We start from the raw sequence: 24480 nt of genomic DNA on the forward strand, positions 1-24480 counted from the left end.
ACTATGCCCACACCGGCGGCGACCCGATTGAGTCCCGCAGCGCGGCAGTCAGGATCGTCAGTTTGGCAGACGGCTGAGCGAGGGCACGCAACAGATAGACACCGGCCTTCGTCTCGTTCCACCGTTCGCCATCGAGCGGGATTCGTGTCAATGAACCGGCACGCACATCTGTCCCGACGACCCAGTCTGCCAGGAATGCGATGCCGATGCCGGCGAGTGCCGCGAGCCGCATCGCTTCGAAGTCGTCGCATCGAAACACGGCTTGTGGTCCCGGCGCTGCGCCCGCGGGGTGACCAAGCACGTCCGTCCAGCCCAGCAGGTCGGCGCCGTGCAATTTGTCAATCAGCCGATGGCCGGTGAGGTCTTTCGCTGCGGCCGGTGTGCCGTGACGATCGAGATAAGCAGGGGTGGCGACCAGCAGCCTGTTCTGCGAAGCCAGCTTGGTCGCGATGAGCGTGCTGTCTGCAAGTTCGCCGATCCGGATCACCGCATCGAGCCGCTCCAGCACGGGATCTGCGAGCCTTTCCGTGAGATCGAGCTCGACCGTGAGGCCGGGATGATCCCGCATCACCGTTTCCAGCGTGGGGATCACGTAGCGCTTGCCAAAGGTCGGAAAGCAGGCAAGGCGAAGAACGCCGGCGACCGCACCGTCGAAAGCGGCGATCTCGGCATGCGTGTCGGCGAGGTCGTCGAGCAGCCGCTGCGCGCGTTCGAACAGTCGTTCTCCGGCATCGGTCACCGCGAGCGCGCGGGTCGAGCGCACCAATAACGGCACGCCGACACTGTGCTCCAGCGCGTCGATCTGCCTGACGATGGCCGAGGGCGTGACACCGCGATGACGGGCGGCGCTGGAGAAGCTCCCACCACGAACCACGTCGACATAGATTGCCAGATGTTCCGCAAAACGCGGGTCTTTCATCTTTGCGCCTTTCGCAAAAGGGTTTCGAGCTCAACGTTCATTATCATCACCTCTCGAAAACCGTATCTCGTCTCCCCAAGGCGGGCCTTACCGGCCCAAGCCCTTGAATGGAAGGAGATATCATGAAGGTTCTCGATCGTATCCTGTCGCAATCGGCCTATACCGCGGTCATTGACGTGCCTCTCGACCGAGTGGACATCGCCGAATGGCTGTTCACGCTCTCTGAAGCCGAATATCTGCGTTGCTGCCCGCCTGATCACATTGCGGCCGGCGTCAGTTCCACAGACGACGGGCGCCGGATGATGATCAATGTCGAGCAAATCGGCACCGGGCTGGTCATACAGCACTATGTCGCGGAGGAGGCCGGCAAGAGCTACTGCCGCATGAATTCGATCTCCGACGTGTTTACGACAAATGGCCGGACCCAGGTCAACGTGATCTGGGAGCTGAAGGCCGAAGCAATTGATGAAGGCCACACACGCTACACCAACAGCGTGACGGCACACCCGACCGATGTCTTCATGGCATTCCTGGACAAGCACGGCATTTCCTTCGACGACGCCGCCAACGCGCGCCAGGCGGCCGGAAGCGACCACAATCGGCGGGAGACGCCGTTGTTCGCCGCCAGCATCGCGCGGCGCGCCAAGGCCCATACGAAGGAGCAGGCAAAATGAAGGGCGTCGTCTATGACGGCTTCGGTCCGGCGGAGGTTCTCCGCCTGGCCGAAGTATCGAGGCCGGAGGTTCGCCCTCACGATCTCCTGGTGCGTGTCAAGGCGGCAGGCGTCAACCGCGCGGATATTCTCCAGCGAAACGGCGCCTACGGCAACCAGAGCTTTGGCGAGAGCACTCTGCTTGGCCTCGAACTGGCGGGTGAGGTCGTTGGCGTCGGCAGCGCAGTCGACGACGTCTCGATCGGACAGCGTGTGATGGCGATCGTCGGCGGCGGCGCGTATGCCGAATTCGCTCGGGTCGACCGTCGCATGGCGACCAGGATTCCGGACAATATCTCGTTCGTCGAGGGCGCGGCGATCATGGAGTCATTCGTCACGGCGGTCGAGGCGGTCTCACATGTTGCGGGCGTTGGGCAAGGTCAAACCGTCCTGGTTCACGGGGCGGCGGGCGGAGTGGGCTCCGCCTGCGTGCAGGTCGCCCATGCCCTGGGCGCCACCGTCTACGCAACGGCGAGCGCTTCGCGGTTGGCGGATGTCGCCGGCATCGGCGCCGCCGCCGTGATCGACTACCGCGGCGACGATTTCGAAAGTGTCGTCACTGGACTGACCGATCATCGCGGCGTTGACGCCGTCATCGATTTCGTCGGCGGCGATTACCTGCCGCGCAACCTCCGCAGCCTTCGGCCCGGCGGCACCCTGGTTCAAGTTGGCATCTTGAGCGGCCAGCACGCCCCCTCGATTCCGCTCAACCTGCTGCTCCACAACCACCTGCGTTTGGTGGGCACCGTCATGAAATCGCGAGGCGTGGACGAGAAGCGGGCGATGGTGCGTCGTTTCTCCGAAGCGTTCTTGCCGCTGTTCGAGTCGGGTCGGCTGAAACCGTTGGTCGACCGGGTGTTTCCGCTGGAACGGGCCGCCGATGCCCATCGCAGCGTGGAGCGCGGCGGAGGATTCGGAAAGGTGGTCTTGGCGGTGGACTGAGCGCGCGGGAGCATCGCGCTTGTGATTGGCGGGATCATGACATCGTGCCCGTGTTTTGCCCGACACGTCAAATCGCCCCCACGGTTTCGCAAAGCACAGGGCTCGCAAGTCCTTGATCCCGTTGAGTCCGCCTACTGTGCATGGGGTTGTTTTTCGACTTTTCTATTGGCAGGTGACAAAGGGCTCGGCAAAAATGTCGTTCCATTGTCGGCCGACGTAGTTCCCATTCGTCTTCTCCCCAGACAGATCTCACGGGAGACCCAAATGACCCAATCCCCCTATCGCTGGGTGATCGTCGCCGCCGGCGGCCTGCTCGGCTGCGTCGCCATCGGCGGCATGTTTTCGCTGCCGGTGTTCCTGCAGCCGATCGCCAAGGACACCGGCTGGTCGGTGACCGGCATCTCCAGCGCGATGACGATCGGCTTTCTGGCGATGGCGTTCACGAGCATGGTCTGGGGCACGCTGTCGGACCGCTTCGGGCCGCTGCCGGTGGTGCTGACGGGATCGACCGTGCTGTCGGTCAGCCTGTTTGCCGCGAGCCATGCGACCTCGCTTCTGGCGTTCCAGTTCGTGTTCGGCCTCCTGACCGGCGCGTCCTGCGCGGCGATCTTCGCGCCGATGATGGCGACCGTCACCGGCTGGTTCGAGACCCATCGCAGCCTCGCGGTGTCGCTGGTGTCGGCCGGCATGGGCATGGCGCCGATGACGATGGCGCCGCTCGCGGCCTGGCTCGTCTCCGGCCACGATTGGCGCACCTCGATGCAGATCATGGCGCTGGTGGTCGGCGCCATCATGATCCCGGTCTCGTTCCTGGTGCGCCGTCCGCCCGCGCTGATGCAGGCCGCGGCCGCCCCGTCGGGCGAGGGGGCCGGGCCGGGTGAGATGTCGCGAAGCGAGGCGCTGCGCTCGCCGCAATTCCTGGTCCTGCTCGCGACCAATTTCTTCTGCTGCGCCACCCATTCCGGTCCGATCATCCACACCGTCAGCTATGCGGTGAGTTGCGGCATCCCGCTGATCGCGGCGGTGACGATCTACAGCATCGAGGGGTTTGCCGGCATGGGCGGGCGCATCGCCTTCGGCCTGATGGGCGACCGGTTCGGCGCCAAGCGCGTGCTGGTGTCCGGCCTGTTGTTGCAGGCGTTCGGCGCGCTGGCTTACGTCTTCGCGCACCAGCTCGCGACCTTCTACGCGGTCGGCGCCATCTTCGGCTTCATCTATGCCGGCACCATGCCGCTCTACGCGGTGCTGGTGCGCGAGAACTTTCCGCTGCGCATGATGGGCACGGTGATCGGCGGTACCGCGATGGCCGGCAGCCTCGGCATGGCCACCGGCCCGCTCGCCGGCGGCATGATCTACGACGCCTTCTCCAGCTACGCCTGGCTCTACATTGCCTCCTGGGCGATGGGCCTCGGCGCGTTCCTGATGGCGATGACCTTCAAGCCGTTCGCAAAACCGCAAGGGCAGGTGGCGCCGGCGGCGGCGTGAGTGTCGGATCGAGGCGCGGCGTCAGAGCTGCGCCTCGATTGCGGGCTTGTCGATCACCGACCAGACCTGCCGGATCCTGTCGTTGCCGAATTCGTAGAACACGTTCTCGCAGAACGAGACGCGCTTTCCGTTGACGGCAAGTCCCATGAACGTCCCGACCGGCGTGCAATCGAACTGCAGCCGCGCCGCGATTCGGGGCGGGTCCGAGATCAGCAGCGCGATGTCGAAGCGCAAGTCCGGGATGTCGCGAAAATCCCGCTCCAGCATCGCGCGATAGCCGGAGAGGCCAACCGACCGGCCGTTGTGGACGACATCGTCATCAACGAACCGGCCGAGCGACGGCCAGTCCTGCCGGTTCAGGCAGGCGATGTAAGCGCGGTAAGTCTCGGCGAGGTCGTCTCTGGTCATGTCGAAGCTCCCCTTGCGGCTTCGACCTTAACGCGCAGGGGTCGCGAACCGGTCCAGCTCAGAGGCGTTTTTCGAAGAACAGGTCGGGATAAGGGTCGTCGTTGAAACGCGGAATCTCGCGCCAGCCGGTGCTGCGGTAGAGCTGGCCGGCCTCGGGCAGGGCGCTGTTGGTGTCGAGCCGCAAGAGCGCAATGCCGAGCCCGCGCGCGGCATCCTCGGCTGCATCCATGAGGCGCCGGCCGAGCCGCAATCCGCGTGCGGCGGGGGCGACCCACAAACGCTTGATCTCGGCGTAGCCGTGATCGGTTCCCTTCAGGCCGACGCAGCCGATCGGCAGCGTGTCCGACATCGCGACGATGAAGCTGCCGCGCGGCCGCCGCATGTCCTTGGCATCCGGATCTCTCGAAAGAGAAACGTCAAAACCCTGGCTGAAGCGGCGGCCGAGCTCGGCATAGTACTCGCCGAGGCAGTGGCGCGCTTGCTCGCTGCGCGGATCCATCTCGTCCAGCGCAATGCGCTCGCGCGTCAGGGTGGAGGCGATCAAATCCATTGCCGCCAGCAGTGCCTCGGCCTGCGAATGTTGCGCGAGGAAACCTTCGGCCTGCGCGTTCGACAGCGCCTCATAGGATGCGAACTCGCGCTTGCCGGTCCTCGTCAATTTGGCGACGCGCCGGCGTGCATCGTCCTGATGCGCTTCGGTCTCGACCAGCCCTTCGTCCTCGAGGCTGCGCAGCAGGCGGCTCATCAGCCCGGAATCGAGGCCGAGATAGTCACGAATCTCCGCCACGTCCGAGCGCCCGTGACCGATCGCATTGAGCACGCGTGCCGCGCCCAGCGGCCGGCCACGGCCCAGGAATGAGGTATCGAGCGCGCCGACCGCGGAGGTGACGGCACGATTGAAGCGGCGGACACGGGAGACGGGATCGAGCATGATGTCTGACTTTAGTCAGATATCATGCTCAGTCAATGGTTTCGACGGCAGCGGGGTTCCCGCCGGCGAACGGTGGCGGTTCGGGCGTCTCCCGAGATCGCAAACCGGCTGGCCGACGTGCTCTCCGCGCTTGCCCCGAGCTTGCGCGGTGGGACAGCTTGACGATCCCGTGATGGCGGGGCGACGCGGATCGCTCCGGCAATCGTCTGTGCCGTGACGGATGCATTGTGATTTGTGCCCGTGCTGGAGACCGCTACCATGCGCTGGCTGGCGCCGAACACGGACCAGCCAGCACAAGCACTGGGAGGCGACATGAGTGAACAGGAACGCAAGGTCAAGGGATCGGATCTGTTCGTCGCGGCGCTGGAGAACGAGGGCGTCGATCGCATCTTCGGCATTCCCGGCGAGGAGAATCTCGATCTCGTGGAATCGCTCCGTACCTCCAAAATCGAGCTGGTGCTGACCCGTCACGAGCAGGCTGCCGCCTTCATGGCCGCTACGCATGGGCGGCTGACCGGCAAGCCCGGCGTCTGCCTGTCGACTCTTGGACCTGGCGCGCTCAATCTGTCGACGGGCGCGGCCTATGCGCATCTCGGCGCGATGCCGATGATCCTGATCACCGGCCAGAAGCCGATCATGAGCAGCCGGCAGGCGCGCTTCCAGATCGTGGACGTGGTCGCGACCATGAAGCCGCTGACCAAGCTGTCACGCCAGATCGTCAGCGCCTCCAGCATTCCAACCGTGGTGCGCGATGCCTTTCGTGTCGCAATGGAGGAACGGCCGGGCCCGGTGCATCTCGAACTGCCCGAGGACATCGCCGGCGATGAGGTGACGGCGGCGCCGGCGATCCCGGTGCATCCGATCGAGATCCCGGTCGCCCATCGCGCCGCGCTCGACCGTGCCGCCGAGATGATCATGGCTGCAAGGCGCCCGCTGGTGATGATGGGCGCGGCGACCAGCGGGCCACGCTCGACCCACGGCATCGCAAGCTTCGTGCGGCGCACCGGCATTCCGTTCTTCACGACGCAAATGGGCAAGGGCACCGTGCCAGGCGGCACCAATCTCTATATGGGCACCGCCGCGCTCTCCGAGCGTGATTATGTCCACGACGCCATCGATGCCGCGGACCTGATCGTCGCGATCGGTCACGACCCCATCGAGAAGCCGCCCTTCATCATGGGTCCGTCCGGGCCGAAGGTCATTCACGTCAGCTACACCTCGGCCAGCGTCGAGCAGGTCTATTTTCCGGATGCCGAGGTTGTCGGCGATGTCGGCCCGAGCCTGGAGCTGCTCGCCGACCGGCTCGAAGGCAAGCTGCCGCAGGCTGCGGCGCTGCTGCCGCTGCGCGAAGAGATCCTGGGGCACATTGCCGACCGCGCCACCGAGGCGCGCTGGCCGCCGACGCCGCAGCGCATCGTGCACGACATCCGCCAGGTGATCCCCGAGAACGGCATCGTCGCGCTCGACAACGGCATGTACAAGATCTGGTTCGCGCGCAACTACCGTACTCGCCTCGCCAACACGCTGCTGCTCGACAACGCGCTGGCGACCATGGGCGCCGGCCTGCCGTCGGCGATGATGGCCGCGATGCTCTATCCCGACCGCCGCGTGCTCGCGGTCGCAGGCGACGGCGGCTTCATGATGAACAGCCAGGAGATGGAGACCGCCGTCCGCCTCAAGCTCAACCTCGTCGTGCTGGTGCTCGAGGACAACGCCTACGGCATGATCCGCTGGAAGCAGGCGGTGGATCGTTTCGCCGATTACGGCATGACCTTCGGCAATCCGGATTTCGTCCAGTACGCGCAGGCCTATGGCGCGAAGGGGCATCGGATCGAGAGCATCGACAGCTTCGGCCCGACGCTGGACGGGGCCTTCAAACAAGGCGGCGTGCACCTGGTCGTGATCCCCATCGACTATGCGGAGAACGTGCGCGTGCTGGTGGACGAGTTGCGGGCGCATGAGAAGGCGAAGGGGTGACGACAGCGATCTCGCGCCCCGGACGCAGCGCCCTTGGCGGTGCGCTGCTGAGCCGGGGCCCACGCATCCGCGAGCTCTGCGGCTTCCTGGGTCCCGGCTCTGCGCGGCAACGCGAAGAGCGTTGCAGCGCGTCCGGGACACGAGAGGAACACTTGTGTCGCGCTCTCCGATCGCCGACACTCCGAACCGCTTTACAACCACAGGAATGAAAAAATGACCCGCGTTCGTTGTGTCACCGAGATGGGCATGGGCGTCGACGTCCACGGCAGGGACGCCACCAAGGCGGCGAAGCGCGCGGTGTCGGATGCCATCAGGCATTCGAGCCTCGGCTTCTTCCGGATGATCGGCAAGACCGCGAACGACATGTTCGTCGATGTCACGATCGGTGTGCCCAACCCCGAGGCGGTGGACAAGGAAGCGGTTGCGAAGGAGCTGCCTTACGGCACGGTGACCGTCACCGCGGTCAAGGGCGGGCTGGAGATCCCCTCGGCCACGGAAGTGGCCAACGACCCCATCCTGATCGCCAACGCCGCCGTCATCGTCAGCTTCGACAAGGACTAGGCCGGTGTCCGACAGCGATGAGGCGCTGCTGGATCATCCGATCTGGAGCGCGTTGACGACCAGCCACAAGCATCTGGCCGAGGGCGGCCCGCGAGCGCTGCGCTATCCCGTCGACATGACGCCGTTCGCCGACATGGCCGACATGTCCGCAGCGAGCTTTGCCGCGCTGCGCGATCTCTTGTCAGGCACGCAGGTCGCCGCATTGTTCACGCCGGAGCCGGTCGAGATGCCCGCCGGTTTCAAGGTCGTGCTGGCCGAGACCGGCGAGCAGATGATCGGATCGCCCGCCGACAGTCCGCTGCGCGACGCCGAGATCGTCACACTGGGAGCGGCAGACGTGCCCGCGATGGTGGCGCTGGTGGAGCTGACGAAGCCGGGTCCATTCGCGCTGCGTACCCATGAGCTCGGCACGTTCCTCGGCATCCGCGTCGGCGGTGAATTGGTTGCTATGACGGGCGAGCGAATGAAGCCGGGCAAGTTCGTCGAGATGACGGCGGTCTGCGTGCACCCGGACTATCGCGGGCGCGGCTATGCGCAGGCACTGCTCGCGGCGGTCGCGCGACGGATCGAGTCGCGCGGCGAAATCCCATTCCTGCACGTGTTTTCGAACAATACATCCGCGATCGGGCTCTACCAGCGGCAGGGCATGCGGATCCGGCGTCGGCTCTACGTGACGGCGTTCATGCGGGAAGAATAGGCGCCTCACGGGGCGCTCTTCATTTCCTGCGAATTTCCGCTATATCCAACCCAACCAAGATTGGGGAAACGCATGGACGCCAGAACGACCGAATTTTCCGCCATGCGGATTGCGATGCAGCGTTACGTCGATCAGGAGATCATTCCCGGCGTATCCTGGGCCGTGCTGCGCGGGCGCGAGGTGGTCGATCAGCAATGCGTCGGCTTTGCCGACCGCGAGGCGAACATTGCGCTGCGGCCCGACCACATCTTCCGCGCTTTCTCCAACACCAAGATCTTCGTCACCTGCGTGATCATGCTGCTGGTCGAGGAAGGTCGTATCGGGCTCGATGACCCGATCGAGAAGTTCCTGCCGCAGCTCGCCAATCGCAAGGTGCTGAAGCAGGGTGCTGCGAGCCTTGCCGATGTCGAGCCGGCCAAGAGCCCGATCACCATCCGCCAGCTCCTGACACATACCTCCGGTCTCAGCTACGGCATCTTCGATCCCGGCACGGTGCTGTTCAAAGGCTACAACGAGGCGCGCGTGCTCAATCCGCTGACGCCGCTCACCGACATGATCGACAAGCTCGCCGATCTGCCGCTGTCCTATCATCCCGGCACGGCCTGGGAATATTCCGTGGCCACCGACGTGCTCGGCCGCGTCGTGGAGGTTGTCTCGGGCAAGTCGCTTGATGCCTTCCTCAAGGCGCGCATCTTCGATGTCCTCGGCATGACCGACACCGGCTTTCATGTGCCCGAGTCGCAGCAGGGCAGGCTGGTTGCGCTCTACACGGGCGCCGACGTGCTCGATCCCATGAAGCCGGGCCTCACGCGTGCCGACAATCTGCCGTTTCTGCAAGCCTATCGGCAGCCATTCCCGCGGCTCTCGGGCGGCGGCGGCCTGGTGTCGACCCTGCCGGACATGCTCGCGCTGGTCCGCGCATTGTTGCCGGGGTCGGATGCGCTGCTGAAGCCGGAGACGCTGCGGCAGATGATGACCAACCAGCTGCCCGCGGGGCAGACCATCCGCTTCGCCAATCTCGGCCCGATCCCGGGCAAGGGCTTTGGCCTCGGCGGCGCCGTCACCTTCGCGCCGACGCCGCTTGATCCGCCCAACTCCACAAGCGAATTCCAGTGGGGCGGCCTTGCCGGCACCCATTGGTGGATCTGCCCTGAGGCCAATACCGCCGGCGTGCTGATGGCCCAGCGCTACATGGGCTTCTGGAACCCATATTTCTTCGAGTTCAAGCGCCTGGCCTATCAGGCCGTCGGGAGTTGATCCGAAAAGATTTCGCGCGGTCCGCGAATCCTTTTCGGTCGGCAGGTCCTCTTGATGGTCGAGGCAATTCGCCTCGGCACATCTCGGAGGATGCGATGGCATTTTACAGGAAGAACATCGGCGGCCTGCACCAGGCGGTGCGGATTGCCTTGGGCGTGGCGGTGGTGGTCGCGGCATTCATCTATCTGGCCGGTGCGACGGCATGGCTGGTGGCGCTGGGCGGCGCCGGCTTCGCGCTGACCGGCCTCGTCGGCTATTGTCCGATGTGCGCGATGGCAGGGATCGGACGAGGGGGCGTGTCGTGAGCGCGGCTGCGATCTCGCCAAAGCTGTTCGAGGCCGCGCGGCTCGGCGATCCCGATGCGATTGCCTCGCTGCTCCAAACGGCGCAGCCGGACATCCGCCGCTATGCGCGGGCGACCTGCCGGAGCTCGGCGGATGCCGAGGACGCAGCTCAGGAGGCGCTGTGGATCCTGTTCCGGCATGTCGGCACCATCCGTTCGCTGCTGGCGTTTTCGGCCTGGCTGTTCAGCGTGGTTCGCCGCGAATGCCTGCGGCTGGCGCGAAAGGCGGGCCTCGCGCCGGCTGCTGAGCTGGAGGAGGTGGAAGCCGCATTGCTGTCGCGTCCCGAAGCGGATCTGCGGCTCGACGTGGCCGCGGCGTTTGAGGCGCTGCCGCCGCATTATCGCGATGTCGCGCTGATGCGCGACGTCAAGGAGATGACGATCGACGAAATCGCCGAAGCGCTTGGTGCCACCAGGCAGACTGTAAAGGCGCGCCTGCACCGCGCCCGTGCCCTGATGCGCGAATATCTGACGAGATGACAGACGATCGAACGTCCAAGAAAGAGAAATGGGCGGGAGACATCTGGCCTCCCGCCCGCTGGTTGCGTCAGTCCTTCCACGGGTCGAACTCGCCTTCGCCGGCCATGGCGACGGCGAACGGCCGCAGCGTGTGCAGCACCTTCACGGTCCCGGCGTGCTGTGCCAGCACGTCCGGCAGACGGCGATAGGCCATCGGGCTCTCGTCGAGGTCGGCACCGATCAAGGTGACGCCGCGCTCGTTGAGCCACTGGTCCATCTCCGCGCGCGAGAAGCGCCGCTTCGCCTCCCGTCGCCCGAACAGGCGGCCGGCGCCGTGCACGGTCGAGTAGAGCGAGGCCTTGGCTTCCGGACTGTCGACGCCTTCGAGAATGACGGCGTCGTCGCCCATCGAGCCGCCGACGAATCCCTTCTGGCCGGGAAACGCCGGCGTCGCGCCCTTGCGCACCACCCACAGATCCTTGCCGTCGTGAGTCTCACACCAGGCATAATTGTGGTGGTTGTGCACGCTCTCGGTGACGCTGCCGCCGATGATCTGGCGGACGCGCTCGACGACCCACTCGCGGCCCGCATAGGCATATCGCCCGGCGAGCTGCATCGCCGCGATGTAGCGGCGGCCGAGTTCGCTATCCTCGTCGACCACGGCGGGCGGGACGTTCATGCCGTCCTTGCCGCCGGCGGCCTTGAGGTAGCGCGTCGCGGAGGTGTGCCCGAGACCGCGGCTTCCGAAGTGGACGCCGATCCAGACGAAGCCGTCCTCGTCGCGCATGAGATCGACGTAATGGTTTCCCGACCCGACCGTGCCGAGCTGGCTCACCGCCTTCTGACGGTAGGCCTCCATGTCGCTCTCGCGCCAGGCATCGCCGTCGTCGAACAGATCGTGCTCGGCGCGTTCGGCATTGGCACGGCCGACGCCGAACGAGATCGTCCTGGCGACGTCGCGGATGATCGTCGGCACGAGGCTTGCGATGTCGTCGAAGCGCGTGTCGAGGCGGGCCGCCATGTTGCCGCAGCCGATGTCGAAGCCGACGCCGGAGATGCTGATCTGCTTCTCATAGGCGATGACCCCGCCGACCGGCTGCGCATAGCCGAGATGGCCGTCGGCACAGATCACGCCGGACACGACGTTGCCGACCGCCATGCAGTTGCGCATCTGCGCGATCGTCGCGTCTTCGTGCGGGCCGAACACCTTCAGCGGCGCGTTCTGGAAGCGGGCATCCTGCATCCGGAACTCGGCGATCGAGCTGGCGGTCGCATTGGCCTCACGGGCCAGATGCTCCTTGCGCGCGGCATCCTTGTACAGGCACCAGGCCGGCTGGCCGCGTCCTTCGCCGACGCGCGAGTCGGGATCGACACCGGCAGCGAGGCAGAGCTCGCGGGCGCGTTCCATGTAGGGATCGGGTCGTCGCATGGTCTTAGGTCCTTGTCATTCCACGCGCACCATAGAGGCGCGGGCGGATCATTTCAGAGAGTTCGCAGGCCCCGGGCGCAAAGGCTGCGTCCGGGGCCATTTTCGTTGTGCATCAGTGCAACGCCGTCTCCGACGCCGCGATCCACGCGACCACGGCCTCTGAGAAGCCGTTGACGCGGGTCCAGGCGCCGTGGCCGACGCCGTGCTGATACGAAGCCACGTTCACTATGGTGCCGCGCGCCCTGGGCTCGGGCACCTCGTCGTGGCTCTGCTCGTCGGTGAAGACGATGAGGCGATCGCCCTTGCGGTCGATCTCCGCCACCGCCTTGCCGAGCCAGGTCCCGCTATGCGGCTGCGAGTTGATGATCGCATCGCGAAGCGCGAAGCCGCGACGGGGAGGGACCTTCACCACCCTGTCGGAGAAGGTGAAGATCTCGACCTCGTCGCAGATCTCGCGTGCGAGAATCGCCAGACCGCACGCCGCCTCCGCGCGCGTCATTTCCGACTGCGCGGAGAGGGTCGCGAACATCGAGCCCGACACGTCGATCAGGAGCCGGGTGCGGCCCGGAAGCCGCACATGGTCCTTGACCGACTTGAGCATCGCAGCCTCAAGCTCGGGCTCGAAGTCCGGCGCATAGCGCGCCGCCGTGATGAAGCGGTAGGGAAGGATACGATCCGTCCGCATCGCCTCGATCGCGCCTGCGATGGTCTCGCGCGGGACCTGCGCAGTCTGCATCAGCCGCAGGTTGCGCAGCAGCGCCAGGCCGCCGAGCTTGCGCTCGGCGATCAGCCGCTCGAAGGTCTCGCGCTTGCTCTTGCCGGCCGAGAGCGAGACCTCCCAGGTGTCGGGGGAGGCGAGCTCGCCGTCGACGAGCTGCTTCCAGACCTTCGCCTGCTCGGCGTCCTTCGGCTTGGCGTGCACCAGAAACAGCACGTCCCTGATCCGCACCGCGCCGTCGCGGTCCCACTTGGCGAGCTGGTAGGCGTCGAACTTGGTCAGCGCGCGGGCAAGACCCTTCTTGACCTGCGCGGAGACCGGCTGACGCTTGCGCTGCTGCATCGGCCCCAGCGCGTCCGCCCAGTAGATCGCGAGCAGCTCCGTCATCTCGTCGGGCCGCTGGATCACCTGAGCGAGCGTGTCAGCCACGAGGGCGCGGTGCTTTTCGCTGCGCGCCATCTCGCGGATGACGAGCAGCGGCGCATGCCGCAGCTTCATCACCTCGCGCGCCTCGATCGCGAGCTGCGCGACGCGCGCAGGCGCGACCTTGGGCACCAGGGCCTTGATGCGGTCGGCGATCGCGACGCCATCCTCGTAGAACTGGTCCTCCCACAGGAGGCAGTTCATCAGCGCGCGCTTCAGCTCCATCTCGGGCGTAAAGCGGACTGCGCGCGCGCCCTCCCGCGTGAAGGCGCGAACGATCTTGTTGAGCCTGACCATGACGGCCTCCTCTTGGGTTGATTGTCGAATGAAGCGGGGTGCCGGGGAACTAGCGAGTGCTGAACTGCCCTTGCGGGCAAGTCACACGCTCTACCGCTGAGCTACGGACTTTCGTCCGGAAGGAATCGAACCTTCGACATTGCGATCCGAAGTAACAGCGCTCTTCACCACCGGCGGTGGGGAACGAAGGGACACGATCCGGGAACAGGCGATTCTGTGACCCGGCAAGCGACAGCTTGCCGGAAAGCGCTCTGGCCACTGAGCTACCGGTGCATGGTACACCGGGCGGGATTCGAACCCGCGACCTCTCGCGTGATAGGCGAAGTAACAGAGATCTTCACCACGGACCGTGATGGGGTTGGCGGGGAACGAGCGATGCTGTTGCTGCCCTTGCGGGCGATCCGCCTTGCGGCGCGCAGGGTTCGAACCTGCTCGGCGCTTTCGCGCCTTTACCACGAAGTAACAGGCATCTTCACCACCGCCAGGCCGGTGCTTTTGCATCGGCCGTTGAGGGGAACGCTGGGGAACGGGCGATATCGGCTTTCAGTGACGACAACACAGTCCCTATCCTTGCGGACGGATCCTGCGCCGGGCCGCGTGCGAACCTTTTCCGAGGCCGCATCCCGGTGCGTGTGTCAAAGGCGGGAGGCATACCCGCTTTGCCGTATGGAGAAGTATCCGACATCTTCACCACCAGCGTCGGTTGAGCCGCGATGAGCGCGGCAAACCGAGTTACAAAAATTCTGTCGCGGCGCTGTCGACGCGCCGCAAATTGCGAACCATTCGGGTTCGCTCTGCCATCGGTGTCCGGCTCATCGCCTCGTTCCCTCCGGCAGGCCCCGCGCAGCTAGGCACGCGCCTCTCCAGCGCGAGCCCCGAGATCCGGGTCTCTCGTTCCGGCGATTGCCGGGTTGTTCGATCGGGCCGTGCGGAAGGCAATAAAAAACCCTCCGGAGCGGCAGGCTCGGGAGGGTCCGTGAGAAGCGGACGATCGATCTTGCGGTCAGGCAAGATCGCTCCCATGAGCCGGGCATGCGCCATCGAATAGCTTTTGGCTATTCGGCATGCTGACAATTCTTTCGTAGCGGTATGACATCGCTCGGTTCATGGTGCTTGTCGCAAACGGAAGTGTCTGCGAGGGCGCGGGACATACGCCCGCAACTTGCGGATGTCAAGCGATGTGCGTGCGAAAATCGAAAATGACGGATGCGTGACGTGCCGGCCTATCTCGGTCTCGATGGATTTCGCTTCGGTTGGGTTGCTGCGTGGATCGACGAACGCGGCGATCACGGCTTCGATTTTTCGCCGGGACTTACACGTCTGCTCGCGATGCCGCACGCGCGCGCGATGATCGACATGCCGATCGGATTGAACGTGCGCGGATATCGCGCGTGCGATCTGCGCGCGCGTGAGCTGATCGGCCCTGCGGTGTTTCTCGGTGCGCGCCGCGGGCTCTGGGCGTTCCCGGACATGGCCGCGGCCAATCGCTACTACTGGGAGCACGAGGGCAAGGGCAGGGGCGTCTCGGCGCAGCTCTGGAACATCAGAGACAAGCTGAGGGAGGTCGACGACGTCATGACGCCGACGCGGCAAGCGACGATCGGCGAAGCTCATCCGGAATTGATCTTCTGGAATCTCGCGGGTCAGGTCCGGCTCGAACCGAAGACGTCGCCACGCGGCCGGATGCAACGCATTGCTCTGCTGAGGGACCGGGGTTTCACCAAGGTCGAACGTTGGCTGGCGCTTCGGCACGGCACCGGCATCGGCCGCGACGATCTCATCGACGCGTGTGCCTGCGCGGTTGCGGCGCGCGACAGCATGCATTTCGTCGGTGACGGCAAGACCGATCCGCGCGGCTTGCGGATGGAGATCAACTATTGAACCTTGCGTCGTTCCGCTCGTTGCCTAGATTGGCGCGCATCAACATCAGATTGCAGGTCCCGATGTCCGATCTCTCCTCCTTTCCCATCACCAAGCGCTGGCCGGCCAAGCATCCCGAGCTGCTTCAACTCTACTCCCTGCCGACGCCGAACGGCGTCAAGGTCTCGATCATGCTGGAGGAGATCGGACTTCCCTACGAAGTCCATCTCGTCGATTTCGGCAAGGACGACCAGAAGACGGCTGAATTCCTCTCGCTCAATCCGAATGGCAAGATCCCCGCGATCCTCGATCCCAACGGTCCCGGCGGCAGGCCGCTGCCGCTGTTCGAGTCCGGCGCGATCCTGCAATACCTCGCCGAGAAAACCGGCAAGCTGCTGCCGCAGGATGCCGCGCGCCGTTACCAGACCATCCAGTGGGTGCATTTCCAGATGGGCGGCATTGGGCCGATGTTCGGCCAGGTCGGCTTCTTCCACAAATTCGCCGGCAAGGACTTTGAGGACAAGCGGCCGCGCGACCGCTACGTCGCCGAAGCCAAACGCCTGCTCGGCGTGATGGAGACGCATCTTTCCGGCCGGCAGTGGTTCATGGATGACGACTACACCATTGCCGACATCTCCATGCTCGGCTGGGTGCGCAATCTCATCGGCTTCTACGGTGCCGGCGATCTCGTCGAGTTCACCCAGTTCAAATCGGTCGGCGCCTGGCTCGAACGGGGGCTTGCGCGTCCGGCGGTGCAGCGCGGGCTGAACATTCCGCAGCGGCCGTAAGGCTAGCCCAACGCCTTGTAGGTCATGTAGAGCGCCATGAGCGAGACGAGGGCGATCATGGCCCGGCGGAGCGCCGAACGGCTGACGCCGTTGGCCATGCGTGCGCCGAGGTCGGTGCCAACCCAGAGGCCGGCGAGAATGCCGATGATGGCCGGCCAGCCGACCATGAGTCCCTTGCTCCAGTAGATCCAGGCTGCCGGAAGGTTGGTCGGGATCACCGAGAAGACGAGGCTGACGAGTTGCGCCTGATGTTGTGGCACGCGAAGCCCGGCGGCGAGGCCGACGGTGATCGCAAGGCCGCCGCCGATGCCCATGAAGCCGGAGGAGAAGCCCGCAAGCGTGCCGATCAGGAGCAGGGGCAGCCAGTGAAGGTGATCGCGCTCGCCGGCTTCAAAGCTGCTGTCCTTGCGCTCGCGGCGCAGGATCAACAGCGCGATCAGCGCGACGAGATAGACGACGTAAGTCCACTGCAGAACCTGGTCGGAAACCGCTGCCGCGGCGTAACCGCCGCCGGCGCCGCCGACGAGAAAGCCGATGCCAATCCAGACGATCCACGGCAACGGGCTGCGATTGCCGCTCTGCCAGTAGCGGCGCGCGCCGGCGAGACCCGTCGGCGGAATTTGGGTGATCAGCGAGGTGCCCTGGGCGACGTGTTGCTCGGCCCCGAGCAGCAGCACGGAGAAGATCACGAGGCCGCCTCCGGGGCTCGTCCCCGTGAAGCCCGATGCCAGACCTGCGAGCAGACCGACACCGCCACCGGCGAGGAGTTCATGGAGCCAGGACATCGCTTACGTTCTGGCTCGCCGCTTGACTTCGGGCTTGGCCGTGCGAAAGCCGTCGATCACGCCGGCCACGGCCGTCATGCAGGCCTCGACGTCAAAATCCTCGCCCCAGCATTTTTGCAGCACAAAGCCCTGGAAGATCGCGATCAGCACGCGTGCGATCGCATCCGCCCCGAGGTCGCGGCGGATGAGACCGTCGTGCTGGCCGCGCTCGACCAGCGCCACGATCAGAGCGCGCGGCATGTCGATGCCTTCGACCACGCTGGTGCGGACGCGGCGGTTGCGCAGGGCTTCGGCCCAGCCGTGGATGCCGACCCGGCGGCGGGCTTCGCCGGCAGGGTCGGTCAGCCATTGCGCGTAGACGCGGATCAGCGCGCGAAGTCCTTCGATCGGGTCGCCGGATCCTTGCGCGACCGAATTGAGCACGGCTTCGCGGCGATGCCGGTCGTCGGCGAGCGCCTCGATCAGATCGTCCTTGCTCTGGAAGTAGAGATAGACCGCGCCATGGCTCAAGCCCGATCGCTTCACGATGTCGGCCATGCCGGTCTGGTGAAAACCGTCGTCGGCGAAGCAGGCGAGGGCCGCCTCGAGGATTTGCTGCCGCCGGCCTTCGCGTTGCTTGTCGCTGATCTTGGGCATTCGGCCGTCCCTAAATAACTGACAATCTGATCGTTTTGCCGTCGCCGGTGGCTGAACCGCAGGAAAGCTGATCAAAATAAAAAACGATCAGTCAGTCATTTATATTGCCATGGACGAGTTTGGTCAAGTCCGGACCGGGAGGGCCGGAAAGAAGTCCCAGGCAGAAGAGGATGATGGCGTCGCGAACGCCCCGACCGAGGCGGCGCTGCGGTCCTCGATCGCGCGGTTAGAACAGCCGTCCGCCGTTCGGCACCGGCTTGCTCGGCTGCACCAGCACGACCTTGCCGTCGGCATCGGGGAAACCGAGCGTCAGCACCTCCGAGATAACAGGTCCGATCTGGCGCGGAGGGAAATTGACGACGGCCGCGACCTGTTGCCCCACCAACGTCTCCAGCGGATGGTTCTCGGTGATCTGGGCCGAGCTCTTGCGCACGCCGATTGCAGGTCCGAAGTCGATCCAAAGCCGGAACGCCGGCTTGCGCGCCTCGGGGAACGGCTTGGCATCGACGATGGTGCCGACGCGGATGTCGACCGCGAGGAAGCTGTTGAAGTCGATGGTCGGCGTAGCGGGGGCTGCGGGATCGTGCGTGACGTGCATGGGATGTCCGTTCGGCGAGTTGGCGTCGTTCGCAATATTGTCGCGCGAACCGGAGTTTCGTACAACGCCATGAACATCACGACACGGCCATGCGCGGGGGACGTCTTGCCCAACATCATCTACGGCATCAAGAACTGCGACACCATGAAGAAGGCGCGCGCCTGGCTCGATGACCATGGCGTGCCTTATGCGTTTCACGACTACAAGGCGGCAGGCGTCGAAAAGGACAAGCTCAAGCAATGGAGCGACAAGGTCGGCTGGGAAACGCTGCTCAATCGCGCCGGGACGACGTTCAAGAAGCTGCCCGAGTCCGACAAGGAGGGCCTCTCCGAAAAGAAGGCGCTGGCCCTGATGCTAGCGCAACCATCGATGATCAAGCGGCCGGTGCTGGAAATCGGCGGCAAGCTGCTGGTCGGCTTCAAGCCGGACATCTATGCCAAGGAAGTCAAGAAGGGCTGACTGCTAGTTCAGCTCGATAATCTCGGTGGGGACGCCGGGCTGGTCCGCAAACTCGACCAATTCGGCCGTCGCGATGCGGCCGGGCGCCCGATGAAACAGCTCGCGGTCGATCACCGCGCGCAGCTTCGGACGCGGCAGCGCGTCATTTCCGCGCATCAGATTCTTGATCTCGAAACCGCCGTCCTCGCAGAAGGTCTTGACCGAGGCGATGACGTGACAGACCTTGCCGTCGGTCTGGAAAGGCAGCAGCAGCCGTTCATAAGCGACGATGCGCCCGTAGATGTCGTCGACATCGGCAACGCTGTAGACGGGCAGGGCGCGCGCCACGCATTGGTGATAGATCGGCATCACGAAAGGCGCCAGGCGCGGCCCGAGATAATCGTCGAGCAGCACGCCCTTGCCGGTATGTCCATAGGCCCGCGAGATGCGCGTGTTTTCGCTCTGGATGGTGAGCCGCGGCACCGGCGTCGAAGCGTCCACCGTGTAATAGATGAGATCCGACAGCTCTTCCTCGAGCCGCGCAGGCTGATATTCCCAGACCGCCGGCGCAATCTGCTGGCGCGCGTAAAGTCGCAGCCACGTGTTCAGGAGATCACGTTGCCTGATCGACTTGACGACGGAAGGAGCGGCGCTTGCGAGATCCAAGACAATATTCCCCGAACGTCAAAACCTGCGCATGATCTCCGGTACGGGAAAATTTTTGATGAAGGCTGGCGCGCCGGACGAAAGACCGTTAACGACGGCTTGACGAGCGGTGCTTTCGCGAACCGGGAGGCCGAGCAGGCGCGACATCAAACGTCTCCGACTAAGGGAGCATTTGTATCCCAGCCGGAGGCCTGATCTGCTCAGCTTTCCGCCTTGCCTAACCCCCGTCACCTCCGGCATATTCCGCGCCCGGAGGCGGCGTTCCGGATGGGCTCCAAGGAGTGGCTCCAAGGACTTGATCCAGGGCCTCCGGAAAGCCGAAGCAACAAGGATAGCGACGCAGCTAGCGCGTGGCAGGGGGAAATCTGTTTGGCCGATGAGTTCATTCTCGAAACGGAAGGCTTGACCAAGGAATTCGCGGGCTTCTTCGCCGTCCGCGACGTTGCGCTCAAGGTTCGCCGTGGGAGCATTCATGCGTTGATCGGCCCGAACGGGGCCGGCAAGACGACCTGCTTCAATCTTCTGACCAAGTTCCTCAAACCGTCCGCCGGAAAAATCCTCTACAAGGGGCAGGACATTACCGCGATGGCGCCGGCCGACGTCGCGCGCCTGGGGCTTGTTCGTTCATTCCAGATTTCGGCGGTGTTTCCGCATCTCACCGCGCTGGAGAACGTCCGTGTCGCGCTTCAGCGCCAGCACGGCTCTTCGTTCGATTTCTGGCGCTCCAAGTCGGTGCTCAACCGCTTCAACGATCGCGCGCGGGACTTGTTGAACGATGTCGGCCTCAACGAGTTCGCCAACACGCCCGCGGTCGAGATGCCCTATGGGCGCAAGCGCGCACTGGAGATCGCAACCACGCTCGCGCTCGACCCGGAGATGATGCTGCTGGACGAGCCGATGGCCGGCATGGGCCACGAGGACATCGACAAGATCGCGGCGCTGATCAAGCGTATCTCCGCGAAATATACCATTCTGATGGTCGAGCATAATCTAAGCGTCGTGGCCAACCTCTCCGACATCATCACCGTGCTGACGCGCGGCCAGGTGCTCGCGCAAGGTCATTACAGCGAGCTCACCAAGGACGAGCGCGTCAAGGAAGCTTACCTGGGAGCCGGTCATGCCTGACACTGCGATCGCCGAGGCTTCGGCCAAGGCTACAACCAAGGCTGCGACCGGCGGAAACATCCTTCAGGTCCGCAACCTGGAAGCCTGGTATGGCGAGTCTCACATCCTGCACGGGATCAATTTCGACGTGAACGCGGGCGAGGTCGTCACCCTGCTCGGGCGCAACGGCGCCGGCAAGACGACCACGCTGAAGTCGATCATGGGCATCATCGGCAAGCGTACCGGCTCGGTGAAATTCAACAACCAGGAGATCATCCGCGCGACCTCCGACAAGATCGCGCGGATGGGCATCGCGTTCTGCCCGGAAGAGCGGGGGATATTCTCCAGTCTCGACGTGCGGGAGAATCTGATGCTGCCGCCGGTGGTCCGTGAAGGCGGACTGCCGCTCGATCAGATCTTCGACCTGTTTCCGAACCTGAAGGAGCGGCTGGGCAGCCAGGGCACCAAGCTGTCGGGCGGCGAGCAGCAGATGCTGGCGATCGCGCGCATCCTGCGGACCGGCGCGAGCTTCCTGATGCTGGACGAGCCGACCGAGGGCCTCGCGCCCGTCATCATCCAGCAGATCGGCCACACCATCGCGCGGCTCAAGAAGGAGGGTTTCACGATCCTCCTGGTCGAGCAGAACTTCCGTTTCGCATCGACCGTCGCCGACCGCTATTACGTGGTCGAGCACGGCAAGATCATTGACGGTTTTTCCAATGCCGAGCTTGCCGCCAACATGGACAAGCTCCACACCTATCTCGGTGTCTAGAGCATGATCCGGACCCGGAGGGCCGCGTTAGCGCAAAGCGTGTAGCGGTTCTCCGAAAGGATCATGTTCGAGACGAAACTGCCAACGAGAAAATTCAAGAAGGAAAGTTGCATGAAGACCAGGTCGATTGCGTCATTGCTGCTGACCACCGCGCTGACATTCGCTGCGGCGGGCGTCGCGTCCGCGCAGGACAAGACGGTCAAGATCGGCGCGCTGTCCGATCAGTCCGGCCTCTATGCGGACCTCGGCGGACCCGGCTCGACACTCGCCGCGCAGATGGCCGTCGAGGATTCCGGCCTTGCTGCGAAGGGTTGGAAGATCGACATCATCTCGGGCGATCATCAGAACAAGCCCGACATCGGCACCGCGATCGCGCGGCAATGGTTCGACGTCGACAAGGTCGACATCATCGTCGACGTGCCGAATTCCGGCGTGGCGCTCGCCGTCAACAACGTCATCAAGGAAAAGAACGGCGTTTACATCAATTCGGGCGCCGCGACCTCGGACCTGACCAACGCGCAGTGCTCGCCGAACACCGTGCACTGGACCTACGACACCTACATGCTGGCCCATACCACCGGCCAGGCGCTGGTGAAGGCCGGCGGCGACACGTGGTTCTTCCTGACCGCGGACTACGCCTTCGGCGCCGCGCTCGAGCGCGATACCACCGCGGTCGTCACCGCCAACGGCGGCAAGGTGGTCGGCGGTGTCAAGCATCCCTTGAACACGCCCGACTTCTCGTCCTTCCTGCTCCAGGCGCAGTCGTCCAAGGCGAAGATCATCGGCCTCGCCAACGCCGGCGGCGACACCACCAATTCGATCAAGCAGGCGGCCGAGTTCGGCATCGGCAAGGGCGGGCAGAAGCTCGCCGCGCTCTTGCTCTTCCTCACCGACATCAAGGCGATCGGCCTCGAGACGGCGCAGGGCCTCAGCTTCACCGAGACGTTCTACTGGGACATGAACGACCAGACCCGGGCGTTCTCGAAGCGCTTCGCCGACAAGATGAAGAACAACGCGCCGCCCACCATGGTGCAAGCCGGCGTCTATGCGGGCGTGCGTCACTACCTCAAGGCGCTCGAAGCTCTCGGCGGCAATCCCCACGACGGCGTCAAGATCGTCGAGAAGATGAAGTCGATGCCGACGGAAGACGATCTGTTCGGCAAGGGCGAGATCCAGCCCAACGGCCGGACCATCCACAACGCCTATCTGTTCGAAGTGAAGAAGCCCTCCGAATCCAAGGGACCGTGGGACTTCTACAAGCTGGTCGGCACGGTGCCGGGCGATCAGGCCTTCACGCCGCTGTCCGAGAGCAAGTGCGCGCTGCTCAAGAAGTAAGATAACCGCCCGCAGGTCTTGAGGGCCTGCGGGCGACTTTCAGGGAACGCCGAAGGGACTGGGTGCGAAATCGATGCAGGCTCTATACGCACAGCTACTGGTGGGATTGATCAACGGCTCGTTCTACGCGCTGCTCAGTCTCGGGCTTGCCGTGATCTTCGGCATGCTCAACATCATCAATTTCGCCCATGGCGCGGTCTACATGATGGGCGCCTTCGTCGCCTATTTCCTCCTCAACCTCGGCGGCATCAACTATTGGTGGGCGCTGCTGCTGGCCCCCATCATCGTCGGCATCTTCGGCATGATCCTGGAGCGGACCATGCTGCAATGGCTGACCGGGCTCGATCACCTCTACGGCCTGCTCCTGACCTTCGGCATCGCGCTGATCGTGCAGGGCGTGTTCCAGAATTATTTCGGCTCGTCCGGCCTGCCTTACGCCATTCCGGACCAGCTCAAGGGCGGCATGAATCTCGGTTTCATGTTCCTGCCGATCTATCGCGGCTGGGTGGTCGTGTTCTCGCTGGTGGTCTGCATCGCGACCTGGTTCCTGATCGAGAAGACGCGGCTCGGCGCCTACTTGCGCGCCGCCACCGAAAATCCGACGCTGGTCCGCGCGTTCGGCGTCAACGTGCCGCGCATGATCACGCTCACTTACGGCCTCGGCGTCGGTCTCGCTGCGCTGGCCGGCGTGCTCTCGGCGCCGATCAACCAGGTGCGGCCGCTGATGGGCGCCGACCTCATCATCGTCGTGTTCGCCGTGGTGGTGATCGGCGGCATGGGATCGATCATGGGCTCCATCATCACCGGCTTCGCGCTCGGGGTGATCGAGGGCCTGACCAAATATTTCTACCCTGAGGCCTCCAACACCGTCGTGTTCGTGCTGATGGTGCTGGTACTCCTGGTGAAGCCAACGGGATTGACGGGAAGGGCGGCCTGATATGACAACCCTGACGGACGACACGCTGCGGGCAACCCCGCGCGCGATGCGCGACGAGATGATCGTTTTCGTGGTGATGGCGCTGCTATTGGCATCGGTGCCATTCACGGGCGTCTACCCGTTCTTCGTGATGCAGGCGCTGTGCTTTGCGTTGCTCGCCTGCGCCTTCAACCTCCTGATCGGCTACGGCGGCCTGCTGTCGTTCGGCCACGCGATGTTCTTGGGCACCGCCGGCTATTGCAGCGCGCACGCGCTGAAAGTGTGGGCGCTGCCGCCCGAGCTCGGCATCCTCGTCGGCATCGCCGCGGCTTTCGTGCTCTCGCTCATCACGGGCTTCATCTCGATCCGCCGCCAGGGCATCTACTTTTCGATGATCACGCTGGCGCTGTCGCAGCTGTTGTACTTCATCTACCTCCAGGCCCCGTTTACCCACGGTGAGGACGGCATCCAGGGCATCCCGCAGGGACGCATGTTCGGCATCTTCGATCTGTCCAAGCCGACGGTGCTCTACTACGTCGTGCTGGTCGGGTTCCTCGCCGGCTTCCTCCTGATCTTCCGCATCATCAACTCGCCGTTCGGCGAGGTGCTGAAGGCGATCCGCGAGAACGAGCCGCGAGCGATCTCGCTCGGTTACCGCACAGACCAGTACAAGTTCCTCGCCTTCGTGCTGTCAGGCACGCTGGCCGGTTTTGCCGGTGCGCTGAAGGTGTTCGTGGCGCAGAACGCCTCGCTCACCGACGTCCATTGGTCGATGTCCGGTGAGGTCGTGCTGATGACGCTGGTTGGCGGCCTCGGCACCATCTTCGGCCCCGTGGTCGGCGCCTTCGTGATCATTGCCATGCAGCAATATCTGGCGGGTTTCGGCCAGTGGGTGACGGTGATCCAGGGGTCGATCTTCGTCATCTGCGTGCTCACGTTCCGCCGCGGCGTCATCGGCGAAATCGCCCATTACTTCCGGCGTTCCCTCTAAATGATTGATATCGCGTCAATTTCATTGGCGCGA

At 64.4% G+C, this 24480-nt stretch carries 27 protein-coding genes and 1 tRNA gene; 17 read left to right on the plus strand and 11 right to left on the minus strand.

The window, feature by feature from the left end; translation table 11 throughout:
• Nucleotide 1: 1 nt before the first annotated feature.
• The gene (locus tag SE92_RS00995; RefSeq protein ID WP_063194072.1) at nt 2-919 is read right to left on the minus strand and encodes a LysR family transcriptional regulator; all 918 of its coding nucleotides are present in this window, start codon (nt 917-919) and stop codon (nt 2-4) included.
• Between the two features lie 122 nt (nt 920-1041).
• Here SE92_RS00995 and SE92_RS01000 point away from each other — a divergent pair, with 122 nt between their 5' ends.
• The 3 genes from SE92_RS01000 (at nt 1042) to SE92_RS01010 (ending at nt 4058) form a co-directional block, all read left to right on the plus strand.
• The gene (locus SE92_RS01000) at nt 1042-1593 is read left to right on the plus strand and encodes a hypothetical protein (RefSeq protein WP_063194073.1); all 552 of its coding nucleotides are present in this window, start codon (nt 1042-1044) and stop codon (nt 1591-1593) included.
• The gene (locus SE92_RS01005; RefSeq protein ID WP_063194074.1) at nt 1590-2573 is read left to right on the plus strand and encodes an NAD(P)H-quinone oxidoreductase; all 984 of its coding nucleotides are present in this window, start codon (nt 1590-1592) and stop codon (nt 2571-2573) included. The genes SE92_RS01000 and SE92_RS01005 overlap by 4 nt, the downstream gene beginning before the upstream one ends.
• A 264-nt stretch (nt 2574-2837) precedes the next feature.
• On the plus strand, nt 2838-4058 hold the full coding sequence (locus tag SE92_RS01010; RefSeq protein WP_063194075.1) for an MFS transporter: 1221 nt from the start codon (nt 2838-2840) through the stop codon (nt 4056-4058).
• Between the two features lie 21 nt (nt 4059-4079).
• Here the strand turns inward: SE92_RS01010 and SE92_RS01015 are convergent, their stop codons facing one another.
• Nucleotides 4080-4466: an ester cyclase gene (locus SE92_RS01015; protein WP_063194076.1), complete on the minus strand. Its 387-nt coding sequence runs from the start codon at nt 4464-4466 to the stop codon at nt 4080-4082.
• A 58-nt stretch (nt 4467-4524) separates the two neighbouring features.
• Nucleotides 4525-5397, minus strand: coding sequence for a bifunctional helix-turn-helix transcriptional regulator/GNAT family N-acetyltransferase (locus SE92_RS01020; RefSeq protein WP_063194077.1), 873 nt, complete (start codon nt 5395-5397; stop codon nt 4525-4527).
• A 312-nt stretch (nt 5398-5709) separates the two neighbouring features.
• Between SE92_RS01020 and SE92_RS01025 the strand changes: the two genes are divergently transcribed.
• The 6 genes from SE92_RS01025 to SE92_RS01050 all read left to right on the plus strand — a co-directional run bounded on the left by SE92_RS01025 (nt 5710) and on the right by SE92_RS01050 (nt 10712).
• Complete coding sequence (locus tag SE92_RS01025; protein ID WP_063203273.1) at nt 5710-7374, plus strand: acetolactate synthase large subunit; 1665 nt, start codon at nt 5710-5712, stop codon at nt 7372-7374.
• 213 nt (nt 7375-7587) lie between these two features.
• Entirely contained in the window at nt 7588-7935 is a 348-nt protein-coding gene (locus SE92_RS01030; RefSeq protein WP_018646107.1) for a Lin0512 family protein, read from the plus strand.
• 4 nt (nt 7936-7939) lie between these two features.
• Complete coding sequence (locus tag SE92_RS01035) at nt 7940-8632, plus strand: GNAT family N-acetyltransferase (RefSeq protein WP_063194078.1); 693 nt, start codon at nt 7940-7942, stop codon at nt 8630-8632.
• Between the two features lie 72 nt (nt 8633-8704).
• Nucleotides 8705-9889, plus strand: a complete 1185-nt coding sequence (locus SE92_RS01040; protein ID WP_157094978.1) for a serine hydrolase domain-containing protein — start codon at nt 8705-8707, stop codon at nt 9887-9889.
• Nucleotides 9890-9984: 95 nt separating this feature from the next.
• A complete protein-coding gene (locus SE92_RS01045) occupies nt 9985-10194 on the plus strand; it encodes a YgaP family membrane protein (RefSeq protein ID WP_063194079.1) in 210 nt (69 codons plus the stop codon).
• Nucleotides 10191-10712 carry an RNA polymerase sigma factor gene (locus SE92_RS01050; protein WP_063194080.1) on the plus strand — a complete coding sequence of 174 codons (522 nt, stop codon included), beginning with the start codon at nt 10191-10193 and terminating at the stop codon, nt 10710-10712. Before SE92_RS01045 ends, SE92_RS01050 begins: the two co-directional genes overlap by 4 nt.
• A gap of 67 nt (nt 10713-10779) precedes the next feature.
• Here the strand turns inward: SE92_RS01050 and SE92_RS01055 are convergent, their stop codons facing one another.
• The 3 genes from SE92_RS01055 to SE92_RS35475 all read right to left on the minus strand — a co-directional run bounded on the left by SE92_RS01055 (nt 10780) and on the right by SE92_RS35475 (nt 13828).
• On the minus strand, nt 10780-12120 hold the full coding sequence (locus SE92_RS01055) for an RtcB family protein (RefSeq protein WP_063194081.1): 1341 nt from the start codon (nt 12118-12120) through the stop codon (nt 10780-10782).
• Nucleotides 12121-12232: 112 nt separating this feature from the next.
• On the minus strand, nt 12233-13558 hold the full coding sequence (locus SE92_RS01060; protein WP_063194082.1) for a TROVE domain-containing protein: 1326 nt from the start codon (nt 13556-13558) through the stop codon (nt 12233-12235).
• Between the two features lie 110 nt (nt 13559-13668).
• Nucleotides 13669-13828: transfer RNA gene (locus tag SE92_RS35475), tRNA-Arg, on the minus strand.
• A gap of 945 nt (nt 13829-14773) precedes the next feature.
• Here SE92_RS35475 and SE92_RS01065 point away from each other — a divergent pair.
• The gene (locus SE92_RS01065) at nt 14774-15439 is read left to right on the plus strand and encodes a DUF429 domain-containing protein (RefSeq protein WP_063203275.1); all 666 of its coding nucleotides are present in this window, start codon (nt 14774-14776) and stop codon (nt 15437-15439) included.
• Between the two features lie 62 nt (nt 15440-15501).
• A complete protein-coding gene (locus SE92_RS01070; RefSeq protein ID WP_063203276.1) occupies nt 15502-16206 on the plus strand; it encodes a glutathione S-transferase family protein in 705 nt (234 codons plus the stop codon).
• Between the two features lie 2 nt (nt 16207-16208).
• Here the strand turns inward: SE92_RS01070 and SE92_RS01075 are convergent, their stop codons facing one another.
• The 3 genes from SE92_RS01075 to SE92_RS01085 all read right to left on the minus strand — a co-directional run bounded on the left by SE92_RS01075 (nt 16209) and on the right by SE92_RS01085 (nt 18225).
• Nucleotides 16209-16991 (minus strand): sulfite exporter TauE/SafE family protein, encoded by a 783-nt coding sequence (locus SE92_RS01075; RefSeq protein ID WP_063194083.1) that lies wholly within the window; start codon nt 16989-16991, stop codon nt 16209-16211.
• A gap of 3 nt (nt 16992-16994) precedes the next feature.
• A complete protein-coding gene (locus SE92_RS01080) occupies nt 16995-17627 on the minus strand; it encodes a TetR/AcrR family transcriptional regulator (protein ID WP_063194084.1) in 633 nt (210 codons plus the stop codon).
• Nucleotides 17628-17853: 226 nt separating this feature from the next.
• The gene (locus tag SE92_RS01085; RefSeq protein ID WP_063194085.1) at nt 17854-18225 is read right to left on the minus strand and encodes a tRNA-binding protein; all 372 of its coding nucleotides are present in this window, start codon (nt 18223-18225) and stop codon (nt 17854-17856) included.
• Nucleotides 18226-18330: 105 nt separating this feature from the next.
• Between SE92_RS01085 and SE92_RS01090 the strand changes: the two genes are divergently transcribed.
• Nucleotides 18331-18684, plus strand: coding sequence for an ArsC family reductase (locus tag SE92_RS01090; RefSeq protein WP_063194086.1), 354 nt, complete (start codon nt 18331-18333; stop codon nt 18682-18684).
• A gap of 3 nt (nt 18685-18687) precedes the next feature.
• On the opposite strand, the gene SE92_RS01095 is transcribed toward SE92_RS01090, so the two are convergent.
• A complete protein-coding gene (locus SE92_RS01095; RefSeq protein WP_063194087.1) occupies nt 18688-19329 on the minus strand; it encodes a PAS domain-containing protein in 642 nt (213 codons plus the stop codon).
• Between the two features lie 18 nt (nt 19330-19347).
• Nucleotides 19348-19476, minus strand: coding sequence for a hypothetical protein (locus SE92_RS37335; protein ID WP_283806752.1), 129 nt, complete (start codon nt 19474-19476; stop codon nt 19348-19350).
• Nucleotides 19477-19698: 222 nt separating this feature from the next.
• On the opposite strand from SE92_RS37335, the gene SE92_RS01100 reads away from it, so the two are divergent.
• From SE92_RS01100 to SE92_RS01120, 5 genes are all read left to right on the plus strand, one after another.
• Nucleotides 19699-20454, plus strand: a complete 756-nt coding sequence (locus tag SE92_RS01100) for an ABC transporter ATP-binding protein (protein WP_063194088.1) — start codon at nt 19699-19701, stop codon at nt 20452-20454.
• Nucleotides 20447-21205, plus strand: a complete 759-nt coding sequence (locus SE92_RS01105) for an ABC transporter ATP-binding protein (protein WP_063194089.1) — start codon at nt 20447-20449, stop codon at nt 21203-21205. Before SE92_RS01100 ends, SE92_RS01105 begins: the two co-directional genes overlap by 8 nt.
• A 111-nt stretch (nt 21206-21316) precedes the next feature.
• Complete coding sequence (locus tag SE92_RS01110; RefSeq protein WP_063194090.1) at nt 21317-22540, plus strand: ABC transporter substrate-binding protein; 1224 nt, start codon at nt 21317-21319, stop codon at nt 22538-22540.
• Between the two features lie 73 nt (nt 22541-22613).
• The gene (locus SE92_RS01115; protein WP_063194091.1) at nt 22614-23477 is read left to right on the plus strand and encodes a branched-chain amino acid ABC transporter permease; all 864 of its coding nucleotides are present in this window, start codon (nt 22614-22616) and stop codon (nt 23475-23477) included.
• A 1-nt stretch (nt 23478) separates the two neighbouring features.
• Nucleotides 23479-24447, plus strand: a complete 969-nt coding sequence (locus SE92_RS01120; RefSeq protein WP_063194092.1) for a branched-chain amino acid ABC transporter permease — start codon at nt 23479-23481, stop codon at nt 24445-24447.
• The last annotated feature ends 33 nt before the right edge of the window (nt 24448-24480 follow it).

It is taken from the genome of Bradyrhizobium sp. AT1 (genome assembly GCF_001590795.1).
In the GTDB taxonomy this organism is placed as follows: Bacteria; Pseudomonadota; Alphaproteobacteria; order Rhizobiales; family Xanthobacteraceae; genus Bradyrhizobium.

Bases quoted from the DNA above. Each gene is read 5' to 3' on its own strand.
- SE92_RS00995 (WP_063194072.1), bottom strand. From the start codon at position 919: ATGAAAGACCCGCGTTTTGCGGAACATCTGGCAATCTATGTCGACGTG.
- SE92_RS01000 (WP_063194073.1), top strand. From the start codon at position 1,042: ATGAAGGTTCTCGATCGTATCCTGTCGCAATCGGCCTATACCGCGGTC.
- SE92_RS01005 (WP_063194074.1), top strand. From the start codon at position 1,590: ATGAAGGGCGTCGTCTATGACGGCTTCGGTCCGGCGGAGGTTCTCCGC.
- SE92_RS01010 (WP_063194075.1), top strand. From the start codon at position 2,838: ATGACCCAATCCCCCTATCGCTGGGTGATCGTCGCCGCCGGCGGCCTG.
- SE92_RS01015 (WP_063194076.1), bottom strand. From the start codon at position 4,466: ATGACCAGAGACGACCTCGCCGAGACTTACCGCGCTTACATCGCCTGC.
- SE92_RS01020 (WP_063194077.1), bottom strand. From the start codon at position 5,397: ATGCTCGATCCCGTCTCCCGTGTCCGCCGCTTCAATCGTGCCGTCACC.
- SE92_RS01025 (WP_063203273.1), top strand. From the start codon at position 5,710: ATGAGTGAACAGGAACGCAAGGTCAAGGGATCGGATCTGTTCGTCGCG.
- SE92_RS01030 (WP_018646107.1), top strand. From the start codon at position 7,588: ATGACCCGCGTTCGTTGTGTCACCGAGATGGGCATGGGCGTCGACGTC.
- SE92_RS01040 (WP_157094978.1), top strand. From the start codon at position 8,705: ATGGACGCCAGAACGACCGAATTTTCCGCCATGCGGATTGCGATGCAG.
- SE92_RS01045 (WP_063194079.1), top strand. From the start codon at position 9,985: ATGGCATTTTACAGGAAGAACATCGGCGGCCTGCACCAGGCGGTGCGG.
- SE92_RS01055 (WP_063194081.1), bottom strand. From the start codon at position 12,120: ATGCGACGACCCGATCCCTACATGGAACGCGCCCGCGAGCTCTGCCTC.
- SE92_RS01060 (WP_063194082.1), bottom strand. From the start codon at position 13,558: ATGGTCAGGCTCAACAAGATCGTTCGCGCCTTCACGCGGGAGGGCGCG.
- SE92_RS01070 (WP_063203276.1), top strand. From the start codon at position 15,502: ATGTCCGATCTCTCCTCCTTTCCCATCACCAAGCGCTGGCCGGCCAAG.
- SE92_RS01075 (WP_063194083.1), bottom strand. From the start codon at position 16,991: ATGTCCTGGCTCCATGAACTCCTCGCCGGTGGCGGTGTCGGTCTGCTC.
- SE92_RS01080 (WP_063194084.1), bottom strand. From the start codon at position 17,627: ATGCCCAAGATCAGCGACAAGCAACGCGAAGGCCGGCGGCAGCAAATC.
- SE92_RS01085 (WP_063194085.1), bottom strand. From the start codon at position 18,225: ATGCACGTCACGCACGATCCCGCAGCCCCCGCTACGCCGACCATCGAC.
- SE92_RS37335 (WP_283806752.1), bottom strand. From the start codon at position 19,476: ATGTCGCGCCTGCTCGGCCTCCCGGTTCGCGAAAGCACCGCTCGTCAA.
- SE92_RS01105 (WP_063194089.1), top strand. From the start codon at position 20,447: ATGCCTGACACTGCGATCGCCGAGGCTTCGGCCAAGGCTACAACCAAG.
- SE92_RS01110 (WP_063194090.1), top strand. From the start codon at position 21,317: ATGAAGACCAGGTCGATTGCGTCATTGCTGCTGACCACCGCGCTGACA.
- SE92_RS01115 (WP_063194091.1), top strand. From the start codon at position 22,614: ATGCAGGCTCTATACGCACAGCTACTGGTGGGATTGATCAACGGCTCG.
- SE92_RS01120 (WP_063194092.1), top strand. From the start codon at position 23,479: ATGACAACCCTGACGGACGACACGCTGCGGGCAACCCCGCGCGCGATG.